General features: G+C 42.2%; 15 protein-coding genes. 11 read left to right on the forward strand and 4 right to left on the reverse strand.

What is annotated here, in order from left to right; translation table 11 throughout:
* Positions 1-10 precede the first annotated feature (10 nt).
* Positions 11-901, forward strand: coding sequence for a maltose ABC transporter permease MalG (malG, locus tag L3V77_RS21445; RefSeq protein WP_275136859.1), 891 nt, complete (start codon positions 11-13; stop codon positions 899-901).
* 59 nt (positions 902-960) lie between these two features.
* Here the strand turns inward: malG and L3V77_RS21450 are convergent, their stop codons facing one another.
* From L3V77_RS21450 to L3V77_RS21460, 3 genes are all read right to left on the reverse strand, one after another.
* Complete coding sequence (locus tag L3V77_RS21450; protein WP_275138222.1) at positions 961-1,209, reverse strand: hypothetical protein; 249 nt, start codon at positions 1,207-1,209, stop codon at positions 961-963.
* Between the two features lie 196 nt (positions 1,210-1,405).
* Positions 1,406-1,891, reverse strand: a complete 486-nt coding sequence (locus L3V77_RS21455; protein ID WP_275136860.1) for an acyl-CoA thioesterase — start codon at positions 1,889-1,891, stop codon at positions 1,406-1,408.
* A gap of 134 nt (positions 1,892-2,025) precedes the next feature.
* Positions 2,026-2,880, reverse strand: coding sequence for a MurR/RpiR family transcriptional regulator (locus tag L3V77_RS21460; RefSeq protein ID WP_275136861.1), 855 nt, complete (start codon positions 2,878-2,880; stop codon positions 2,026-2,028).
* A 171-nt stretch (positions 2,881-3,051) separates the two neighbouring features.
* Here L3V77_RS21460 and L3V77_RS21465 point away from each other — a divergent pair, with 171 nt between their 5' ends.
* The 4 genes from L3V77_RS21465 to L3V77_RS21480 all read left to right on the forward strand — a co-directional run bounded on the left by L3V77_RS21465 (position 3,052) and on the right by L3V77_RS21480 (position 10,089).
* Positions 3,052-3,372 carry a hypothetical protein gene (locus tag L3V77_RS21465; protein WP_275136862.1) on the forward strand — a complete coding sequence of 107 codons (321 nt, stop codon included), beginning with the start codon at positions 3,052-3,054 and terminating at the stop codon, positions 3,370-3,372.
* A 51-nt stretch (positions 3,373-3,423) separates the two neighbouring features.
* The gene (gene murP / locus L3V77_RS21470; RefSeq protein WP_275136863.1) at positions 3,424-4,887 is read left to right on the forward strand and encodes a PTS N-acetylmuramic acid transporter subunit IIBC; all 1,464 of its coding nucleotides are present in this window, start codon (positions 3,424-3,426) and stop codon (positions 4,885-4,887) included.
* 262 nt (positions 4,888-5,149) lie between these two features.
* Positions 5,150-6,382 carry an exonuclease subunit SbcD gene (sbcD, locus tag L3V77_RS21475; RefSeq protein ID WP_275136864.1) on the forward strand — a complete coding sequence of 411 codons (1,233 nt, stop codon included), beginning with the start codon at positions 5,150-5,152 and terminating at the stop codon, positions 6,380-6,382.
* On the forward strand, positions 6,379-10,089 hold the full coding sequence (locus L3V77_RS21480; RefSeq protein WP_275136865.1) for an SbcC/MukB-like Walker B domain-containing protein: 3,711 nt from the start codon (positions 6,379-6,381) through the stop codon (positions 10,087-10,089). Before sbcD ends, L3V77_RS21480 begins: the two co-directional genes overlap by 4 nt.
* A gap of 55 nt (positions 10,090-10,144) precedes the next feature.
* Here L3V77_RS21480 and L3V77_RS21485 read toward each other — a convergent pair whose 3' ends face one another.
* Complete coding sequence (locus L3V77_RS21485; RefSeq protein WP_275136866.1) at positions 10,145-12,037, reverse strand: sigma-54-dependent Fis family transcriptional regulator; 1,893 nt, start codon at positions 12,035-12,037, stop codon at positions 10,145-10,147.
* A gap of 376 nt (positions 12,038-12,413) precedes the next feature.
* Between L3V77_RS21485 and L3V77_RS21490 the strand changes: the two genes are divergently transcribed.
* The 6 genes from L3V77_RS21490 (at position 12,414) to L3V77_RS21515 (ending at position 18,400) form a co-directional block, all read left to right on the forward strand.
* Entirely contained in the window at positions 12,414-13,514 is a 1,101-nt protein-coding gene (locus tag L3V77_RS21490) for an ABC transporter ATP-binding protein (protein ID WP_275136867.1), read from the forward strand.
* Positions 13,507-14,610: an ABC transporter ATP-binding protein gene (locus L3V77_RS21495; RefSeq protein ID WP_195705714.1), complete on the forward strand. Its 1,104-nt coding sequence runs from the start codon at positions 13,507-13,509 to the stop codon at positions 14,608-14,610. The genes L3V77_RS21490 and L3V77_RS21495 overlap by 8 nt, the downstream gene beginning before the upstream one ends.
* Positions 14,603-15,466, forward strand: a complete 864-nt coding sequence (locus L3V77_RS21500) for a sugar ABC transporter permease (RefSeq protein ID WP_275136868.1) — start codon at positions 14,603-14,605, stop codon at positions 15,464-15,466. The genes L3V77_RS21495 and L3V77_RS21500 overlap by 8 nt, the downstream gene beginning before the upstream one ends.
* Positions 15,467-15,486: 20 nt before the next feature.
* Positions 15,487-16,287 (forward strand): carbohydrate ABC transporter permease, encoded by an 801-nt coding sequence (locus tag L3V77_RS21505; RefSeq protein WP_195705712.1) that lies wholly within the window; start codon positions 15,487-15,489, stop codon positions 16,285-16,287.
* 9 nt (positions 16,288-16,296) lie between these two features.
* Positions 16,297-16,569 carry a DUF2160 domain-containing protein gene (locus L3V77_RS21510; RefSeq protein WP_275136869.1) on the forward strand — a complete coding sequence of 91 codons (273 nt, stop codon included), beginning with the start codon at positions 16,297-16,299 and terminating at the stop codon, positions 16,567-16,569.
* Between the two features lie 157 nt (positions 16,570-16,726).
* On the forward strand, positions 16,727-18,400 hold the full coding sequence (locus tag L3V77_RS21515) for an ABC transporter substrate-binding protein (protein ID WP_229638323.1): 1,674 nt from the start codon (positions 16,727-16,729) through the stop codon (positions 18,398-18,400).
* Positions 18,401-18,850 lie beyond the last annotated feature (450 nt).

Here is an 18,850-nt window from a genome sequence, read left to right on the forward strand (position 1 = left end):
GAACAATATTATGGCAATTGTACAAGGTAAAAATGTGAAATATCGTGTATGGGCAACCCATGTTGCTCTATGGATATTCTTATCAATGATAATCTTTCCGCTGTTGATGGTTATTGCTATCTCGTTCCGTGAGGGTAACTTTGCAACAGGTAGTTTGATTCCAGAGAATCCATCTCTAGAACATTGGAAACTGGCATTAGGCTTTTCTGTAACGAACGCAGACGGCTCGATAACACCACCACCATTCCCTGTTCTTCTTTGGTTGTGGAACTCAGTGAAAGTAGCGGCAATATCGTCTATCTTCATCGTTGCGTTATCGACAACTTCTGCTTACGCATTTGCGCGTATGAAGTTTGGCGGTAAGAACACTATCTTGAAAGCAATGATGATTTTCCAGATGTTTCCCGCGGTGCTGGCACTCGTCGCAATGTATGCATTATTTGATAAGTTAGGGCAGTACATACCGTTCTTAGGCTTGAATACCCATGGTGGTTTGATTTTCTCTTATCTTGGTGGTATTGCGCTACACGTATGGACGATTAAAGGGTATTTCGAAACCATTGATAACTCACTTGAAGAGGCGGCAGCACTTGATGGTGCAACGCCATGGCAGGCATTTAGGTTGGTTCTGCTTCCACTTTCAGTACCGATTCTAGCGGTTGTGTTTATTCTCTCGTTCATTGGTGTTGTCGGTGAGGTACCTGTTGCGTCGTTATTATTATCTGATGTAGACAAATACACACTTGCGGTAGGTATGCAACAGTATCTCTATCCACAAAACTATTTATGGGGTGATTTCGCGGCGGCGGCTGTATTGTCTGCTGTTCCTATTACCGCAGTGTTTTTGTTAGCACAGCGTTGGCTCGTTGGTGGTCTGACAGCGGGCGGTGTGAAAGGATAAGAAGCAAAAGAGCGACCAAGTGGTCGCTCTTTTTTTATACCAGCAATAATTCTTGTTGGTTATAATTCTTTACTGGAAGGTGCACAGCCAACGTAGCGCATTAATACATAAATACTTTCCTCATGCAGGGCCACTTTTCTAAAAAGGTCTGCAAAAATACCGTCGCCACCAAAACACGTTTGGATGTAATGGTTAATATCCTCGTTTAAATAACCTTCAACGTACATGGTACGTACCCACTGGTACTCTACTGCACTTAAGTTTCCTATTGTGTCATCACTTAATGTAATTAGAGATCGGTCATCTATCAATTGAAGGCCTACCGTTATTTATTGTGGATGTTTGAGTTATATACAATGAGTTGAGGATTAGAACAGAAAAGCGTTAAAGAAAAATGACAATGGACAAAATGAAAAGCCGCCGACCTGAGATATTAGGGTGGGGGCTCTTTTTAAAACTATTTCTATGGGAGTAATGACGAATTCATTGCGATATGCGCAATGGTTATCTCAGCATTTTTACATGCATTTCCATCTCTTCACCAATCTCTTTGCGCATGTTCATTAGTCTTATCGCAGAGTCACGTAGCTTGATGTCTTCTTCTTCTTTAGGTATCCACTCGGGTATTTTAGTCGGCTTACCATTCGCATCTACCGCCACCATGATGACAATACAGTGTGTCGTGAGCGTTTTATTCAACTCCTTAGGATCGCTTGCCTGAACATCTAGCGCGATATGCATAGAGCTAGTGCCGGTATAGATAACTTTGGCACTTACCTCAACCAAGTTTCCTACATGGATGGGGGCGACGAATCGGATGCCACCAGCATAAGCGGTGATACAATATTTTCCGCTCCAGCCAGCCGAACAGGCGTATGCGGCCAAATCGATCCATTTCATAACGGCACCACCGTGCACTTTACCACCGAAATTCACATCACCGGGTTCGGCTAGAAATCGAAGCGTTATGTCTCTTTGTTGTTCGGCCATTCTTATTCCCTTATTATTTTTGACTGCTCGCTAAGTATCAAGCAAAAATCGGCCACTTAAAAGAGGAATTCGATATGAAAAAGAAATAGGTTGAATCATCGGCAGTGAAAGTAGGTAACGGCTTGTAGCATCGCTTACAGTTCGAGTTTCTTTACGGCTTCCCTAGATTCACTGATAAGAGTTTCAGCCATCTCCCCTCTCTTTTGGATAAGTGCCATAAATATGAGATCTATAACCGTATTTTGTGCCTCTCTGGACGAGATAGACGAGCTTCTCCAACGACTTTCATCCGCGACACAATCAAGACAATAGTCGGCAATTTTCCTCAGTTCAGCGCTAAGTATGGAGGTTAAAGCAATGATAGGTACACCGTTACTTTTTGCTGACTGAACGGCGACGGAAACGTCCTTTTTATTGCCAGAAAATGAGATGACAAATTGAACATCTTTAGGGGATAGGGTTTGAGCCACGGAGACTTGTACGTGAGTGTCCAGTTCTGAGATCGTATTGATACCAATTTTTAATAGCTTATAACTAAAGTCTTTCGCGACTAGAGCAGAACCACCAATACCGACTAATTGAACCCTCTGTGCGTTATCAATTAATTCGACAATGCTATCAAATACGTCGTAATTGATAGATTCCGTTGTTTCTCGAATGGCCTTAATTTTTTCTTCTAATAATTTATGTGCAATATCAGGAATGGAATCTTCGAAGCTGATTTCGTTGTGCAAGTTGTGAGATTCATTTGTTGCCCGCTTTCTTCCTAACTCTTGGCTCAATGCTAATTTAAGTGCGGGAAAGCCTTTGAATCCTACTTTTTGTGAGAATTTAATGACGGTAGATTGACTCACGTCCGCTTGTTGGGCCATTTCTTGCGAGGACATTTTTAGTGCTTCTGAAGGTGTATCCAATATTATCTGAGCAATTCGGCGACTACTTGCCGATAAGCTGTTCTTTAGATTCATTATTTTTGTTAGTAATGCCATGTTGTATCACTCAGATTAAATAGTGTAGCCATTCATAAAATCATATCAGATTGCGCTAATTCAGGCATAGAAAAATAAATCATGTTCGAAAGGAATTATTTATTACTACATTCACACTAGATATGGAATTGAATATTCCATATCTAGTGTGAATAACACAGTGAGTTGAAGGTGATCAACAGTGAAGATAAGACGGTCGCGGAAGCGATCGAACTCATCTTCCCGGAAATCGCTGAGTCGGTCGACTTTATTGCCCATGCCTTCCAAAGCGTCGATGCAGCGGCATCCAATGCAAAGGTAATCGAACGTCAAAAGAATATTGTGATGGAAGCAACAGGGTGTGACCGACAGACGGCAGAACACGTGTTAGTGCAAAGTGATGGCGATTGTAAAACGGCCGTCGTGATGGTGCTCACCGAAATGGATTTTAGTCACGCAGATGAATTACTTCGAAAAAATAATGGATTTATTAGAGCGGCGATCAATTGTTAAATATTTTGAGTAAATAACCGAAATAAACATCATTACAACAGGTAATTAATAATGGTAAAGATAAATAATACGACGATTGAAACGATCATTCGACTTGTCGGTGGAGAACGAAATATACAGCAGTGTGGTAACTGTATGACCCGTCTTCGTCTCGTGTTGATCAACGATGAGTTGGTTGACGATAGTGAACTAAAACGTGTGCCTGGAGTATTAGGCATTGTAGAAAGTGATGATCAGTTGCAGATTGTTTTGGGGCCAGGAAAGGCACAAACAGCGGCAGAAATGCTGAATGCTATGATGGCTGAACGTGGCGATTCTGTTGATGAATTAGTGACGCCTGAAGGTCTTGTCCTTGATCTCTCAGATATTGCCGCTGATCAGAAAAAGCAGGTAAAAGCCAAACATACTAGCGGCGTGCATAAATTCTTATCAAAATTTGCCACAATCTTTACCCCATTAATTCCCGGCTTTATCGCCGCGGGTTTATTGCTAGGATTCGCTACATTATTTGAACAACTTTTCATTAAAGGAGCGGATAGCCCCAGTGAAGACTTACTTTATCTGATTGGCTACATGAAGATATTTAGTAAAGGTCTATTCAGCTTCCTGAGCATATTAATTGGATACAATGCACAAAAAGCATTTGGTGGTTCTGGTGTCAATGGGGCCATCATCGCGGCCTTGTTTGTACTGGGTTACGACCCTGAGGCAACAAAAGGTTTTTATTCAGGTATCGACAGCTTCTTTGGGCATAATATTGACCCTAGAGGGAACATCATTGGTGTTTTGATTGCCGCTATTGTCGGGGCCAAAGTGGAATGTTTTATTCGTCGGTATATGCCAGACGATCTTGATATGATTCTTACTTCGTTCTTTACGTTGTTGGTCATGGGCGTGGTCACTTTTATCATCATTATGCCTATCGGTGGTTATCTTTATAGTGGGATGACTTGGCTGTTCTTGAACCTGAATGGTAACCCAATTGGTAGTGCAATTTTGGCGGGTTTATTCTTGATTTCCGTCATGTTTGGTATTCATCAAGGATTCGTTCCTGTCTACTTTGCACTAATGGACGCACAAGGTTTTAACTCACTGTTTCCGATTTTGGCGATGGCAGGAGGGGGCCAAGTTGGTGCCGCGTTCGCTCTATATAAAAAGGCCGGTAAGGACTCTCTTTTACGAATACAAATTAGGGGTTCAATCATTCCGGGTATTTTGGGTATTGGTGAACCATTGATTTATGGCGTAACGCTTCCTAGAGTAAAACCTTTCATAACGGCATGTATTGGTGGTATGGCTGGTGGGTTCTATATTGGTTTGATCTCCTATTTCGGTCTTCCTGTGGGTCTAAATACGGTATTCGGACCATCAGGTATCGTTGCTCTGCCGCTTATGACGTCCAATAGTGGTATCTTTATTGCGATGGCCGTTTATGGTTCTGGACTGTGTATTTCTTATGCGGCTGGCTTTGCGGCGACCTACCTATGGGGTACAAAGGACGTCGATTTAAGTTAATCTGAGTTCAGGATTACTTAAATAATTTGGTAATGTAATAAACGGTTTTAAAAGGCACATCGATGACGATGTGCCTTTCTGTTTCTACTGAGTTATCCATTGTTAAGCGAGAACCACTATCTCTGAAACCTCTGGTTTGCCGAAATCCCCTCGGACACTATACAAAAACTTACTTCTTTATAAGGGATCGATTGTATGAACTGCACTTAGTTGGCACAATCAAATCATCTTTAGTGTATAGCCTTTATCATAAGAACTTTCTATGCGAATTCTTCATACATCCGACTGGCATCTAGGGCAGTCATTTTTTACTAAAAGCAGGAAAAATGAACACCAAGCGTTTATTCAATGGTTGCTTGAGCTTGTTAAAGATCAGCAGATAAACGCGGTAATCATTGCTGGCGATGTGTTTGATTCTGGCACGCCACCTAGCTATGCTCGAGAGCTATATAACCGATTCGTTGTGCAGTTGAACTCGCTTAACTGCACCTTGGTCGTATTGGGGGGAAATCACGATTCAGTCTCTATGCTGAATGAATCTAAGCCTCTTGTTGAATGTCTGAATACCCATGTCATTGCCAATACTTCAGACGATTTAGACAGTCAGATCATAGAATTGTCTTGTTCTGGAGAAATCGGTGCGTTGCTATGTGCGGTGCCATTTGTGCGGGCAAGGGATGTCATGCAAAGCGTTGCGGGGTCGTCTGGCAATGAGAAACAAAAACAGTTAGGGGAGGCGATAAAGGGTCATTATTTGTCCCTTTATCAGAGAGCCGTGCAGCGTCGTAAAGAGAGGGATATAAAGGTTCCTATTATCACGACAGGTCACCTGACCGCAATGGGTGTCACTAAAACTGATTCGGAGCGAGATATCTATATTGGCACACTCGATGCTTTTTCAGCCGATGGTTTTCCACCGGCCGACTATATCGCCCTCGGTCATATCCATCGCCCGCAAATAGTGGCGAAATCAGAACATATTCGTTATTGCGGCTCACCTATTCCTTTAAGTTTTGATGAACTTAAATCCACCAAACAGGTGGTAATCGTTGAATTTGAAAAAGAGAAACGCTCAGATATAAAAATTATTGAAATCCCGACGTTTCAACGAATGGAAATGATAAAGGGTGATCTAACCTATATAGAAAAACAGCTCGAATCGTATCGTAATGTTACCGATGAGCAGCCTGTCTGGCTTGCCATTGAGGTCGAAGTACAGGATTTCCTCTCCGACTTACAACAAAGAGTTCAGGCATTAACAGAAGACCTTAACGTTGAGGTGCTGCAACTACGTCGAGCCAGAGGACAGCAAACAAAAAGCTTGCAACAGGAACAGCTTGAAACCCTTGCTGAGCTGACCCCTTTCGATGTATTTGAAAAGCGAGTCGAACACGAAACGCTAGACAGCGAAAATGAATCTCAAAGGTTGGTAAGAATAAAGACGCGTTTTCACCAAATCGTTGAAGAAGTTGAAAACGGGGAGCAGAGCGAATGAAAATTTTAAGCCTACGTTTTCAAAACCTCAATTCACTAAAAGGCGAGTGGAAAATCGATTTCACTCAACCGCCTTTCTCTGAATATGGCCTGTTTGCTATTACCGGTCCAACGGGGGCAGGGAAAACGACGATACTGGACGCTATTTGTGTTGGCCTGTATCAAGAAACGTCGCGATTAGGGCCTATCACACCCGCGAACAATGAATTAATGACTCGTGGCACTACGGAATGTCTTTCAGAAGTTGAATTTGAAGTGAAGGGCAAGGCTTATAGAGCATTTTGGGGGATGAAGCGAGCCAGAGGAAAAGTGGATGGTAAGCTTCAGCCTGCTACGGTTGAGTTGGCTGAGGTTGAGTCAGGTAAAGTACTGGCAAACCAGCTAAAGAAAAAGGGTGAGCTAGTAGAGGCGATTACGGGTCTGGATTTTGGTCGATTTACGAAGTCGATGCTGTTGTCTCAAGGACAGTTTGCCGCATTTCTAAATGCGAAAGAGTCAGAGCGTGCAGAGTTATTAGAAGAGTTAACCGGAACAGAAATCTACAGTCAGATCTCTCAAAAAGTACATGAACACTATAGCCTAGCCAAACAAGACTTAGCAGAGCTAGAAGCTCAGGCGAAAGGTGTTCATCTTCTCAATGAAGAAGAGAAACAATTGTTAACGGCAGAGCTTAATGCGTTAAGCGATAAGCAGACGGAACAAGTAAAACAACTTTCTGGCCTTGAGGCCAATGTAAATTGGTACATTAATGTCGAGAAATACAGTGCTGAGAAAGCGGAGGCGCAATCCCAATTAGACGTTGTTAAACAACAGTTAGAACACGCCAAACCCGATTTCGATAGATTGGCGGCGTGCGAACCCGCAGAGAAAATTCGTTCCCCATATATGCTTTTAAAAGAAGCGAATACTCACTTACAGCTTATTGAAGAACGCCTTGCGGATAAGCAACAAGCGATTCAGACCTTAGACAGTCGAACGAAAGAACTCGAATTGATCTCAGTGAGTGCAACAGAAAAACAAGCGATAGAAAAGCAAGATAATAACCAATTAGAAACCTTAATTAATCAACAAATCATACCGCTTGATAATCAGATAAAATTAGAGAATAGCGCGCTTGGGACGATCAAGAAAAGGGTGAAAGAACAGGAAGAACAGTACCATGGTTTTCAAGGTATCCAGCAAAGAGCACTCGCAGATAAGCAAGAGGTAGAGCAAGCGATAGGCGTTATCACTCAATATCAAGCCGACCATAAAGCTGATGCGTCACTTAATCAGCATATGGGGAAATGGAGTGAGCAATTGAATCAAATTGAGCGTCATTCCGGCAGTGTTCAGCAACAAAAAAACCATATTGAACAGTTAGAACAGCAGATAACGATTCTAATTGACCAAGGTAAAACTAAACAACAAAGGCTATCTGAAAGCCGTGCTGAATTGGAACAAAAAAAGCAGCGAGTGACAAAAACGGATGCCGAAAAACAAGCATTGCAGACGACGTCTAAACTTGTTGATACGCTGCCTCAGATAGAGATGCAACTGAGCGCTCTCAATCAAAAAATCGCAATAGTACAAACACTGCATGGCTATCAAACTCAATGGATGGGCTATGAGGCAGAAAAACAAGAGAAGTTAAGATCCAAGGTTGATATTGAGAACCGGAAAAAAGAGAAAGAGACTCAGCGTGGTCATCTCAGAGAGCAGTATCGTTTACAAGATAGCTTGAAAGAATCACTAGAAGAACAAGTGAAGCAAGAGAAAGCGTTACTGGAACAAGAGCAGGTCTTAGCACTCTACCGGAGCCAGCTAAAAAACGACGCCCCATGCCCACTTTGTGGGTCAGAAGACCATCCATTTGCCGATAATATTGACCAACAGTTCGACGTGTCTGCGAAGCAAACAGCGTTAGAGAAAGCAGCCGCAGAACTGATGGTCATTAAGACCAACGGACTAAATATAAAGGGCGATATTGAATCCCTAATTCGCCATATGGAGGATGGTGACAAACGGATTAGTTGGCTTGAACAAGAGCAGTCAACATTATCACAATTATGGCAAAAAACGGCGGTGACCATTGACTACCGAGAGCCGATACAAAACAGCCAAGCGTTGAACGCCTATGCAATGGAACGAGAAACTCAGCGTAATAAACTGTCGGACTTTACTGTGCAATTTCGCCATATTGAAGATCAGTTACAGAACGCGAAGGAGAGCCTTTCGCAATCTGAACAAGCACACCATCAATTAGAGTCAGCGGCAAGATTGCAACAACAGCAAGTCGACCATGAACAGAAAAGCAAAGATGAAGCGGTACAGCAATTACACAAACTAGAATCTGAAGCGATAAAACAACAGAGTGACCTGCTGAACAATATCTCGGATTGTGGCTATGTTACCCAACAAGAGACGAACTTAGTCTCTTGGTTGGCATTAAAACAGCAAGACCTGACGAAATGGCAAGCCAATGAGCTGAAGTTCAATGAGAGACAGAAAGAACATGCGGCGCTTCAATCCAACTTGGAGGCTCATCACCATCGATTGTCTGAGATAGAGATAAGCCTAGGAACTGAGAATAAGAAATTAAGCGATCAAGAAAAAACATTGGTTGATCTGGTTGATAGGCGAATTGAGTTGTTCGGCGAGAGAGTCGTGGAGCAAGAAAGACAACGTAGTCTACATGCGTTTGCTCAGGCGGAACAAGCGTTGGCTAACGCGCAGAAACAATTCCAACAAGCTCAGCAGGAACAAAAGGCGATAGAAGGGGAACTGAAGATCCTGAACGCCAACCTAAAAACGGCAAAAGAGAAATGTGATGGACAAAAGACCCAGTGGAATGGGTTGCTAGAACTCAGTCAGTTCTCCTCAACACAGGCGTTTGAGTTTGCGTTATTGGACCACGAAGAACGACATCGCCTAACGGAGATGAAACAAAAATGTGTGATGGCATTGGAAAGAGCACAAGCCATATCTGATTCCGCCATCAAACAGTATGACGCTTTAATGGGGGATGAGTATTCTGAAGAGTATCAAAAGGCGGACAGATCCAGCATAGAGCAGAGTTTAAGTGAGCTCAAAGCGACCATAGGACAAGCGACGAAAAGGGAAGGTGAGTTGGCGAACGAGATTCAATCGGATCAGCGTCGTCGCAAAGAGCAGCAGAACCTATTTGATCAAATTGAGCAGTACAGAGCGGTCTATGACGATATTCAGTACTTGCATGCGCTGATTGGCTCTAGTAGTGGCGATAAATTTCGTAAGTTTGCACAAGGATTGACCTTAGATAACTTGATTCACTTGGCTAACCGTCAGTTGTCTCGATTACATGGTCGCTACCAGTTACAACGTAACCATGGAGAAGGATTAGAGCTCTCGGTAATGGATACTTGGCAGGGGGATGTAGTACGCGACACCAAAACATTATCGGGAGGCGAAAGTTTTTTAGTCAGCCTTGCTTTGGCACTAGGTTTATCGGATTTAGTGAGCCATAAAACCAGTATCGATTCGCTGTTCCTAGATGAAGGATTTGGTACCTTAGATGCAGAAACGCTCGATTTAGCACTGGATGCATTAGACAGTTTGAATGCGTCTGGGAAGATGATTGGAGTGATAAGCCATATTGAGGCGATGAAAGAGCGCATTCCAGTTCAGCTTAAAGTAAGTAAGAAAAGTGGTTTGGGAGTTAGTGAGTTGGAGTCGACTTATCGGGTCTAAATGATGGGTTCATAGACAAGCGTCATGAACCTTTCGAATATCTGTATTTTGCTTGTTATTTATGGCCGCATTCGCGTAGGCGTTTATAGACAGTATTTCTGCTTACGCCCAACTCGGCCGCCGTTTTCGAAATATTGCAGCTGAGCGATTGATACAGCGTCACTATGTCCTCTGCGGAGGGTTCCGCACTGATCGAATGTGTTTTGTTTTCTAAATTAACAATGACAGGTTTAACATTGTTTGCTTCCGCTTCTATATCCGCGAAAAAATCGTCCGGTAGATGCTCAAAGTCAATAGCCTCGTTATCTGACATCGCCTGTCCAATCTGTATGACGCTGACCAATTGGCGAATATTTCCAGGCCAACTGTGTTGACAGAAACTCTGCATCGTTCGTTCTGTTATTTGAGCGTGATGTTTGTTTTCTGCATAATAATCCAAAAGGAAATAGATCAGTTGTTTACGATCGCTTCGATGACGTAGTGCTGGTAGTTCTATATTTAATCCACTGACTCGGTAATACAAATCTTTGCGAAAAGTCCCCGCAGCTACCGCCTCTTTGAGGTTACAGTTGGTCGCAGAAATAAGCTTAAAATCAACGGGATAAGATTCAGTACTACCAAGAGGGTTGACTCTGCGCTCTTGTAATACTCGCAATAGACGTGCTTGAACATTCATCGGCATGTCACCAATTTCATCCAAAAATAGTGTCCCTTTATCGGCTTTACGGATTAACCCTATATACCCTTTTTGACTTGAACCTGTGAAGGCCCCTTTTTCATAACCAAATAGCTCGGATTCAACCAATTCCTGAGGAATTGCGGCACAGTTTACCGTGATCATGTTTTGTGTGGAACGTTGGCTTGAATGGTGTAGCGCTTTGACAAAAAACTCTTTACCAACACCGGTTTCACCATAGATCAAAATAGGAATATCTTTGTTGATAATTCGCTTGCTCTGAGCGACCGCTTTCTCAAATACAGGATCACCAAAATTGAGTTCATCTAGATGGAATTTGTGTTGTTCTGATACATGTTTCTTTGGCTTGTTGGGCTGTTTCACTAGAGTTCTAAAGTCCAATACTTTCGATTTTGGCTGGGTAGGTTTATCCAATATACCGTGAACTCTAAACCCTTTGACGGTAAGTAACGGGACCTGAAAACCTTTCGGTTGATTTATGAGTTGGTGAACATTGATATTGAACAGTTCAGAGATGTTCACCAGTTTTAAGTCGCTACCCAATATGAGCTCAGCACGATGATTGGCGGAGATGATTAATCCGTTTTCATCAAATACTATTAATCCTGACCATTGGCTATCGATATTCTCAACGCTGGTATTAAAACGCAGTAAAAAATACTCACTCTTGAAGTGAGAAATAATGATTTGGTTTTCTACAGCTTGTGACATGATTTTCACCATGCCTAACGTGTGAGAATCAGGTAAATATGTATCGCTTGATATGTCGATAACCCCAAGCATCTGACGGTCTATGCCAAAAATAGGGGCGGCAGAACCGGTCATAAAACGATTGGAAATCAAAAAGTGCTCGTCGTGCTGAATCTGTACAACGCTTCCTGTTGTTAATGCTGTGCCAATCGCATTTGTTCCAAATGTAGATTCTCTCCAATCGGTGCCTGGAACAAATAATTCTTCTCGGCTCTTCTTAATCTGTTGTTCACCCCAACTCTTAAGCACATAGCCTTGATGGTCAGCCAACATGACTTGGCTCTTACTATTAATCAGTAAATTTTCATAACAAGGGAGGACTTCGTTGCGAGTGGTTTCGATAAGGCGATGGTGTTCTTCAAGCAGTGATGACAGTGAACCACCTGTTATATGATCAACATTTGGTTCCGATTGATGAGTAAGTCCGGACTCTCGACATCGCATCCAAGATTGTTTGATCGTTGTAGCATGGTCAACTTTCGCAGCGGACTTTTTAAGCATGAATCACTTCCCATCTTCTCAAATGATGAATTTAATAGTGAGCGTAAAACCTGAGTGTTTTTTCGTAGCCATAGTGTGCTTACATTTACGAAACAATACATTAACCCCCATCACATAACTCATACAAATATCAGTAAGCAGTATCTGAACAGTTTGGTTTACATTTTGTTCACACACTTAACAACGATTGTTCAATTAAATAACAACCAAAGGGGAGGGTGAAAATGAAAAAATACAATGAATTATGTTATATAACAATGAATTAGGTGGTGTTTGTAAATATGGCATGAATTTGGCAGTACCGTTAGGGAATTGGCAAAATTGAACAGAAAATTAATTTTGCATTGCAGTTAATCAAAATGGAGATTATCGCTGTATGTCCCTGACATTGGAAAATGTAACACAAATAGTGGACGGTCAGTATTACATTAATCAGGCAAATCTCAGTTTTGAGCCTGGATCATTTAATGTACTGCTTGGTCGAACATTGTCTGGAAAAACGAGCTTGATGCGTCTGATAGCTGGATTGGATAAACCGACTTCGGGTCGTGTATTGATGAATGGCGTAGATATGACTGGTGTTCCAGTCCAGAAGCGTAATGTATCCATGGTGTATCAGCAATTCATAAACTATCCAAGCATGACGGTGTACGACAATATCGCCTCACCGCTACGACTAGCTAAGGAGTCGGAAGCCACGATCAAACAGAAAGTGATGGAAATTTCTGACATGTTGCGCATCACCCCTTTTCTTTCTCGCTTACCTTTAGAACTTTCGGGTGGTCAACAGCAGCGTACTGCGATGGCTCGCGCGTTGGTGAAAGATGCCGACATCATTTTATTTGACGAACCTTTGGTTAATTTGGATTACAAATTACGTGAGGAATTACGTCAAGAAATGCGTAATTTATTCGCTGAGCGTAACACCATAGCTGTTTATGCAACGACAGAGCCTAATGAAGCTTTGGCGCTAGGTGGTACCACGACCATTCTTCATGAGGGGCGGATAATTCAGAGTGGCCCAACCGCCAAAACCTATCATTCGCCGTGCAATGTTATCGCGGCAACCTTGTTCAATGAACCGCCTATTAATTTGATTACAGGCAACATAACCAAAGCCGAGGTGACCTTCGATAACACAGTGCACTTTCCGTTGACATCCGAGCTTCTGTCTCTAGATGAAGGGGAATATCAATTTGGAATACGTCCGAGTCATTTAAGTTTGTTACCGAAAAATGATGATGATTTGGAAATTTCAGTCCAAGTAGAAGTGGCAGAAATTAGTGGTTCCGAAACATTCTTGCATGTGCGCAATGACCACTTCCAAATGGTATTACATTTATCTGGTGTGCATAACTATAACGTGGATGAAAAAATCAAGATCTATGTGCCAACCCATAAACTCAATGTATTTCAAATGGATGGTCAATTAATCCAAGCTTCCAGTCGCAGAATCGAGGGTAACTATCATGGCTGAAATCCACCTAAAATCTTTAGCGCATAGTTACGATAGGACGGCAGCGGAACCAGAATACGCAATTAGAGAAATGAACCACGTATGGCAGGATGGCGGCGCTTTTGCTCTCCTTGGGCCGTCAGGTTGTGGGAAATCTACTTTGCTTAATATTATTTCTGGTTTGCTGGAGCCTTCAGATGGCGACGTATTGTTTGACGGGGTAAGAGTCAATGATATTCCACCGCAGGATCGTAACATTGCTCAGGTTTTCCAGTTTCCCGTCGTTTACGACACCATGTCTGTTTTTGACAATCTGGCATTTCCATTGCGCAATATGGGGGCCAGCGACGCAAAAATTCAATCCAAGGTTGGCGAGATTGCAGCCATACTTGAACTAACCGATGTACTGAAGAAAAAAGCCGCGAACCTTACCGCGGATGAGAAGCAGAAAGTATCGATGGGCCGAGGTTTGGTACGTGATGATGTGTCGGCTATTTTGTTTGATGAACCTCTTACTGTTATCGATCCGCAATTAAAATGGAAACTGCGTCGAAAGTTGAAGCAAATCCACGAGCAGTTTAATACCACTATGGTGTATGTCACCCACGACCAACTTGAAGCCTCTACTTTTGCAGACAAAATAGCCTTGATGTATGAAGGGCAGGTTGTGCAGTTTGGTACGCCGCGTGAGTTGTTTGAAAAACCAAACCATACATTTGTAGGTTACTTCATAGGTAGCCCGGGTATGAATTTTCTAGAAGTAAAACGTTGTGAAGAAGGCGTCTGTTTTGGAGAAAAGATATTTACCCTTAACGAACAAGAACTGAAAGCGTTGGAAAAGTGTGATTCAGACAACTTAAAGATAGGTATCCGGCCAGAATTTATACATGTTTGGGACAAACCAAATGGTGAAGCATACAAAGCCGAAGTCGAATTCGTTGAAGATCTCGGAACCTATAAAATTGTTAGCCTTAATCTAGATGGACTTTTAATTAAAGCACGCCTGCAAGAAGACCAACCTGTTCCAGAAGGTAATGCTTTTATTAGCTTTCCAGATCAATGGTTAATGCTTTATGTCGACGAGTTTCTTGTCTCTAAGGGTGAAAATAATGAATAAATCTCGTTCCAACAAGGCATGGTTCCTAGTTCTACCCGTTGTTCTGCTGGTGGCGTTTAGTGCCGTTGTGCCGCTTATGACTGTGGTCAACTATTCGATTCAAGATATTTTTGACGTCAACACACGTATCTACGTTGGCACCGAATGGTACCGAGAAATTTTGAGTGACCCTAGATTACAGGATTCATTAGTACGTCAGTTTATCTTTTCCGGGGCAGTGTTACTGATAGAAATTCCTCTTGGGATCGCAGTGGCCTTAATGATGCCTAAATCTGGCAATTGGTCTGTCGTGACTTTGCTGGTATTGGCTTTACCCCTTTTAGTACCTCTGAATGTAGTGGGTACTATTTGGCAAATCTTCGGTCGTGCAGATATAGGGCTCTTTGGTTGGGCACTAAATGAAATGGGCATGAACTATAACTATGCTGCTAATCCTATGGACGCTTGGTTTACGGTACTTCTGATGGATGTTTGGCATTGGACATCGTTAGTGGCGTTGCTGGCTTATTCAGGTTTACGCGCTATCCCAGATGCCTATTACCAAGCTGCAAGTATTGACCGAGCATCTAGTTGGGCTGTTTTCCGTTATATCCAACTTCCTAAACTAAAAAGTGTTCTGTTGATTGGTGTGCTACTCCGGTTCATGGATAGTTTTATGATTTATACCGAACCTTTTGTACTCACAGGTGGTGGCCCAGGCAACTCAACCACTTTCTTGAGCCAAGCATTGACTAAAATGGCAGTAGGACAATTTGATATAGGACCTGCTGGTGCATTCTCTATTATCTATTTCTTGATAATCCTATTAGTCAGTTGGCTTTTCTATACTGCTATGACCCATGGCGATAGCAAATAATTAACGCAAAGGATTCAATTATGAACAAGAGAAAAACACTGGGCCTTAGCTTATATATATTATTTTTGCTACTCCCCCTTTATTGGCTGTTGATGATGTCATTCAAGAGCAATCAAGAGATCTTAGGAGGCCTTACATTTTGGCCTAATGATTTTACTTTTGCTAACTATACAACGATCTTCACTGATGCTAGTTGGTACATGGGTTATATCAACTCCATCTACTACGTATCACTGAATATGGTGATTAGCCTGATAGTAGCCCTGCCTGCTGCTTACGCATTTTCACGCTTTCGTTTTATTGGTGACAACCATTTATTCTTCTGGTTATTAACCAACCGTATGGCACCACCAGCAGTGTTCTTATTACCTTTCTTTCAACTTTATTCTTCTGTGGGGTTGTTTGATACGCACATAGGTGTTGCCTTGGCACACTGCCTATTTAACGTGCCATTAGCCGTATGGATTCTTGAAGGGTTTATGTCTGGTGTTCCGCGTGAAATTGACGAAACAGCGTACATCGATGGTTATAGTTTTCCGAAATTTTTCATGAAAATATTTATCCCTTTAATCAGCTCAGGGATTGGAGTAACGGCATTTTTCTGCTTCATGTTTAGCTGGATTGAATTGCTACTAGCGAGAACACTGACTTCAGTGAGTGCAAAACCCATTGCGGCTGTTATGACACGTACTGTGAGTGCATCTGGTATTGATTGGGGCGTACTAGCAGCGGCTGGTGTCTTAACGATTTTACCTGGCATGTTGGTTATTTGGTTTGTTAGAAATCACGTGGCGAAGGGCTTTGCTCTTGGTCGTGTATAGGAGATAAATATGAATTGGATGGCTTGGACATTGCCTTCAGCACTATTTTATACGGGTATTGCCTGCATATTAATAGCGATGACTTGTTGGGAAGTAATGCGCCCATGTGTTGCAAGAAAAGGGTTCTTCCCTATCGAAACTACTCGTGGAGATAGGTTGTTTATAAGCTTATTAAGTGCTGCGTACATTCATCTAGGGTTCGTCGGATTTACAGAAATGTCGATTTGGGTCCCTTTTGTAGTCGCAATAATCTGGTTGTTAATTGTTATGAAATGGGGGTGAAAACACAAGATATTAAGGGGTCTTAGAGAAGGACGCGTTTGGCACTAGGTTGTGCCAATAGTAAGTACATAGTTAATGTGCACTTTAAATAACAAAGGAAGAACGAATGTTTAATAAAAATAAATCAGTTTTCAAACTGGGCCGTTTGAGCATCGCGATGTTAATTGCAGGTTGTAGCAGCATGGCGCTAGCAGACCAATATAGTGACGCTGCCGAGAATTGGATCGGTACAGAATTTACACCGTCAACATTAAGTCAAAAGCAACAAATGGACGAAATGGGTTGGTTCACTGAAGCTGCAAAACCTTTTCGTGGTATGGAGATTAATGTCGCTTCTGAGACCCTTACAACTCACGAATATGAATCTAAAGTTTTAGCGAAGGCTTTCTTCGAGATTACTGGTATTAAAGTAAATCATGACTTGATTCAAGAAGGGGATGTGGTTGAAAAACTTCAAACTCAAATGCAATCAGGTCGTAATATTTACGATGCTTACGTTAATGACTCAGATTTAATCGGTACGCACTTTCGTTACGGAAAAGTAGTACCAATCAGTGACTTTATCGCTGGTGAAGGTAAAGCTGTCACCTCTCCAACCTTAGATTTAGAAGATTTTATTGGTTTGAGCTTTACTACTGGACCAGATGGAAAAATCTACCAATTACCGGATCAACAGTTTGCTAACTTGTATTGGTTCCGTGCTGACTGGTTTGAACGCGCTGATCTTAAAAAGAAATTTAAAGACGATTATGGTTACGAGCTAGGTGTGCCACTAAACTGGTCTGCTTATGAAGATATTGCCGAGTTCTTCTCTGTAAAAGTAAAAGAAATTGATGGTAAGCGTATTTATGGACATATGGATTACGGTAAAAAAGATCCATCTCTAGGTTGGCGTTTTACTGATTCATGGTTATCAATGGCTGGTGCTGGTGATAAGGGCATTCCTAATGGTATTCCTGTTGATGAGTGGGGGATTCGCGTTGAAGGTTGTAACCCTGTCGGTTCGAGCGTCGCTCGTGGTGGTGCTACAAATGGTCCAGCCGCCGTATACGCGACTGCCAAGTATGTAGAATGGCTGAAAAAATATGCGCCACCTGAAGCCGCTGGCATGACCTTTGGTGAGTCAGGTCCTGTACCGGCTCAAGGTAGTATCGCTCAACAAATATTCTGGTATACCGCATTTACTGCAGATATGACTAAATCGGGCCTACCTGTTGTAAATGAAGATGGCACACCAAAATGGCGTATGGCTCCGTCACCAAGAGGCCCATATTGGGAAGATGGAATGAAGCTGGGTTACCAAGATACTGGCGCGTGGACTTTCTTGAATTCAACACCTGTTGATCATCGTAAAGCCGCGTGGTTGTATGCGCAGTTTGTTACTTCAAAAACGCTCTCTTTGAAGAAGACTATCGTTGGTCTAACACCTATTCGTGAATCTGACCTTAATTCACAAGCGATGACAGACATGGCACCTAAACTTGGTGGTTTGGTTGAGTTTTATCGTAGTGATGCTCGTGAGCAGTGGACACCAACAGGTACCAATGTCCCTGATTATCCGAAGCTTGCACAATTATGGTGGCAGTATGTTGCTGAAGCCGCTAGTGGTGAAAAAACACCACAACAAGCGATGGATGGTCTAGCACTAGCGCAAGACAAAGTATTGAAGCGTTTAGAGCGTAGTAAAGCGCAGGGCGAATGTGGTCCTAAGCTTAACCCTGAGAAAGATCCTGAGTTTTGGTTGAGCCAACCTGGTTCACCAAAAGCGAAGTTATCTAACGAGAAACCTCAAGGTAAAACGATTGCTTATAAAGATCTAATTGGTGGTTAATCACTAAGATGTGTTAATAAAAAACCGGCCTAATAAATGGCCGGTTTTTTTATCAATTAAGTTCTGTAACACTATAGTAAGTGATAAACATTACGTATTAGTCCTTAAAATGCTTACTCAGCGTACCAGAAATAAAAGGAACAACGACGTAAGAAAGGTAAATCCTCCTCACCGTCACATCACACAAAGTCTTCTGTCCACTCTGTTGCCATATGGCACTGGATTCTATCAACTTGAGTTTAATACAGCAGTTCGTTTTCGTGTTTTATTCCCCTCTTTCATTGAACAAACAATGCTTTGCTATCTTTGAGAATTATTCTCGATTTTTGGCCATATTAATCTTTATCTACGAATATCAAAATTGAGACGTTGTTTGTTTATTGTACAGTTGATCTGTCGAATGTGAGTCGCTATAGTTCACATATGGTTAAAAAATGATCAGTATGAGTT

It is taken from the genome of Vibrio sp. DW001 (assembly GCF_029016285.1).
Classification (GTDB): Bacteria; Pseudomonadota; Gammaproteobacteria; order Enterobacterales; family Vibrionaceae; genus Vibrio.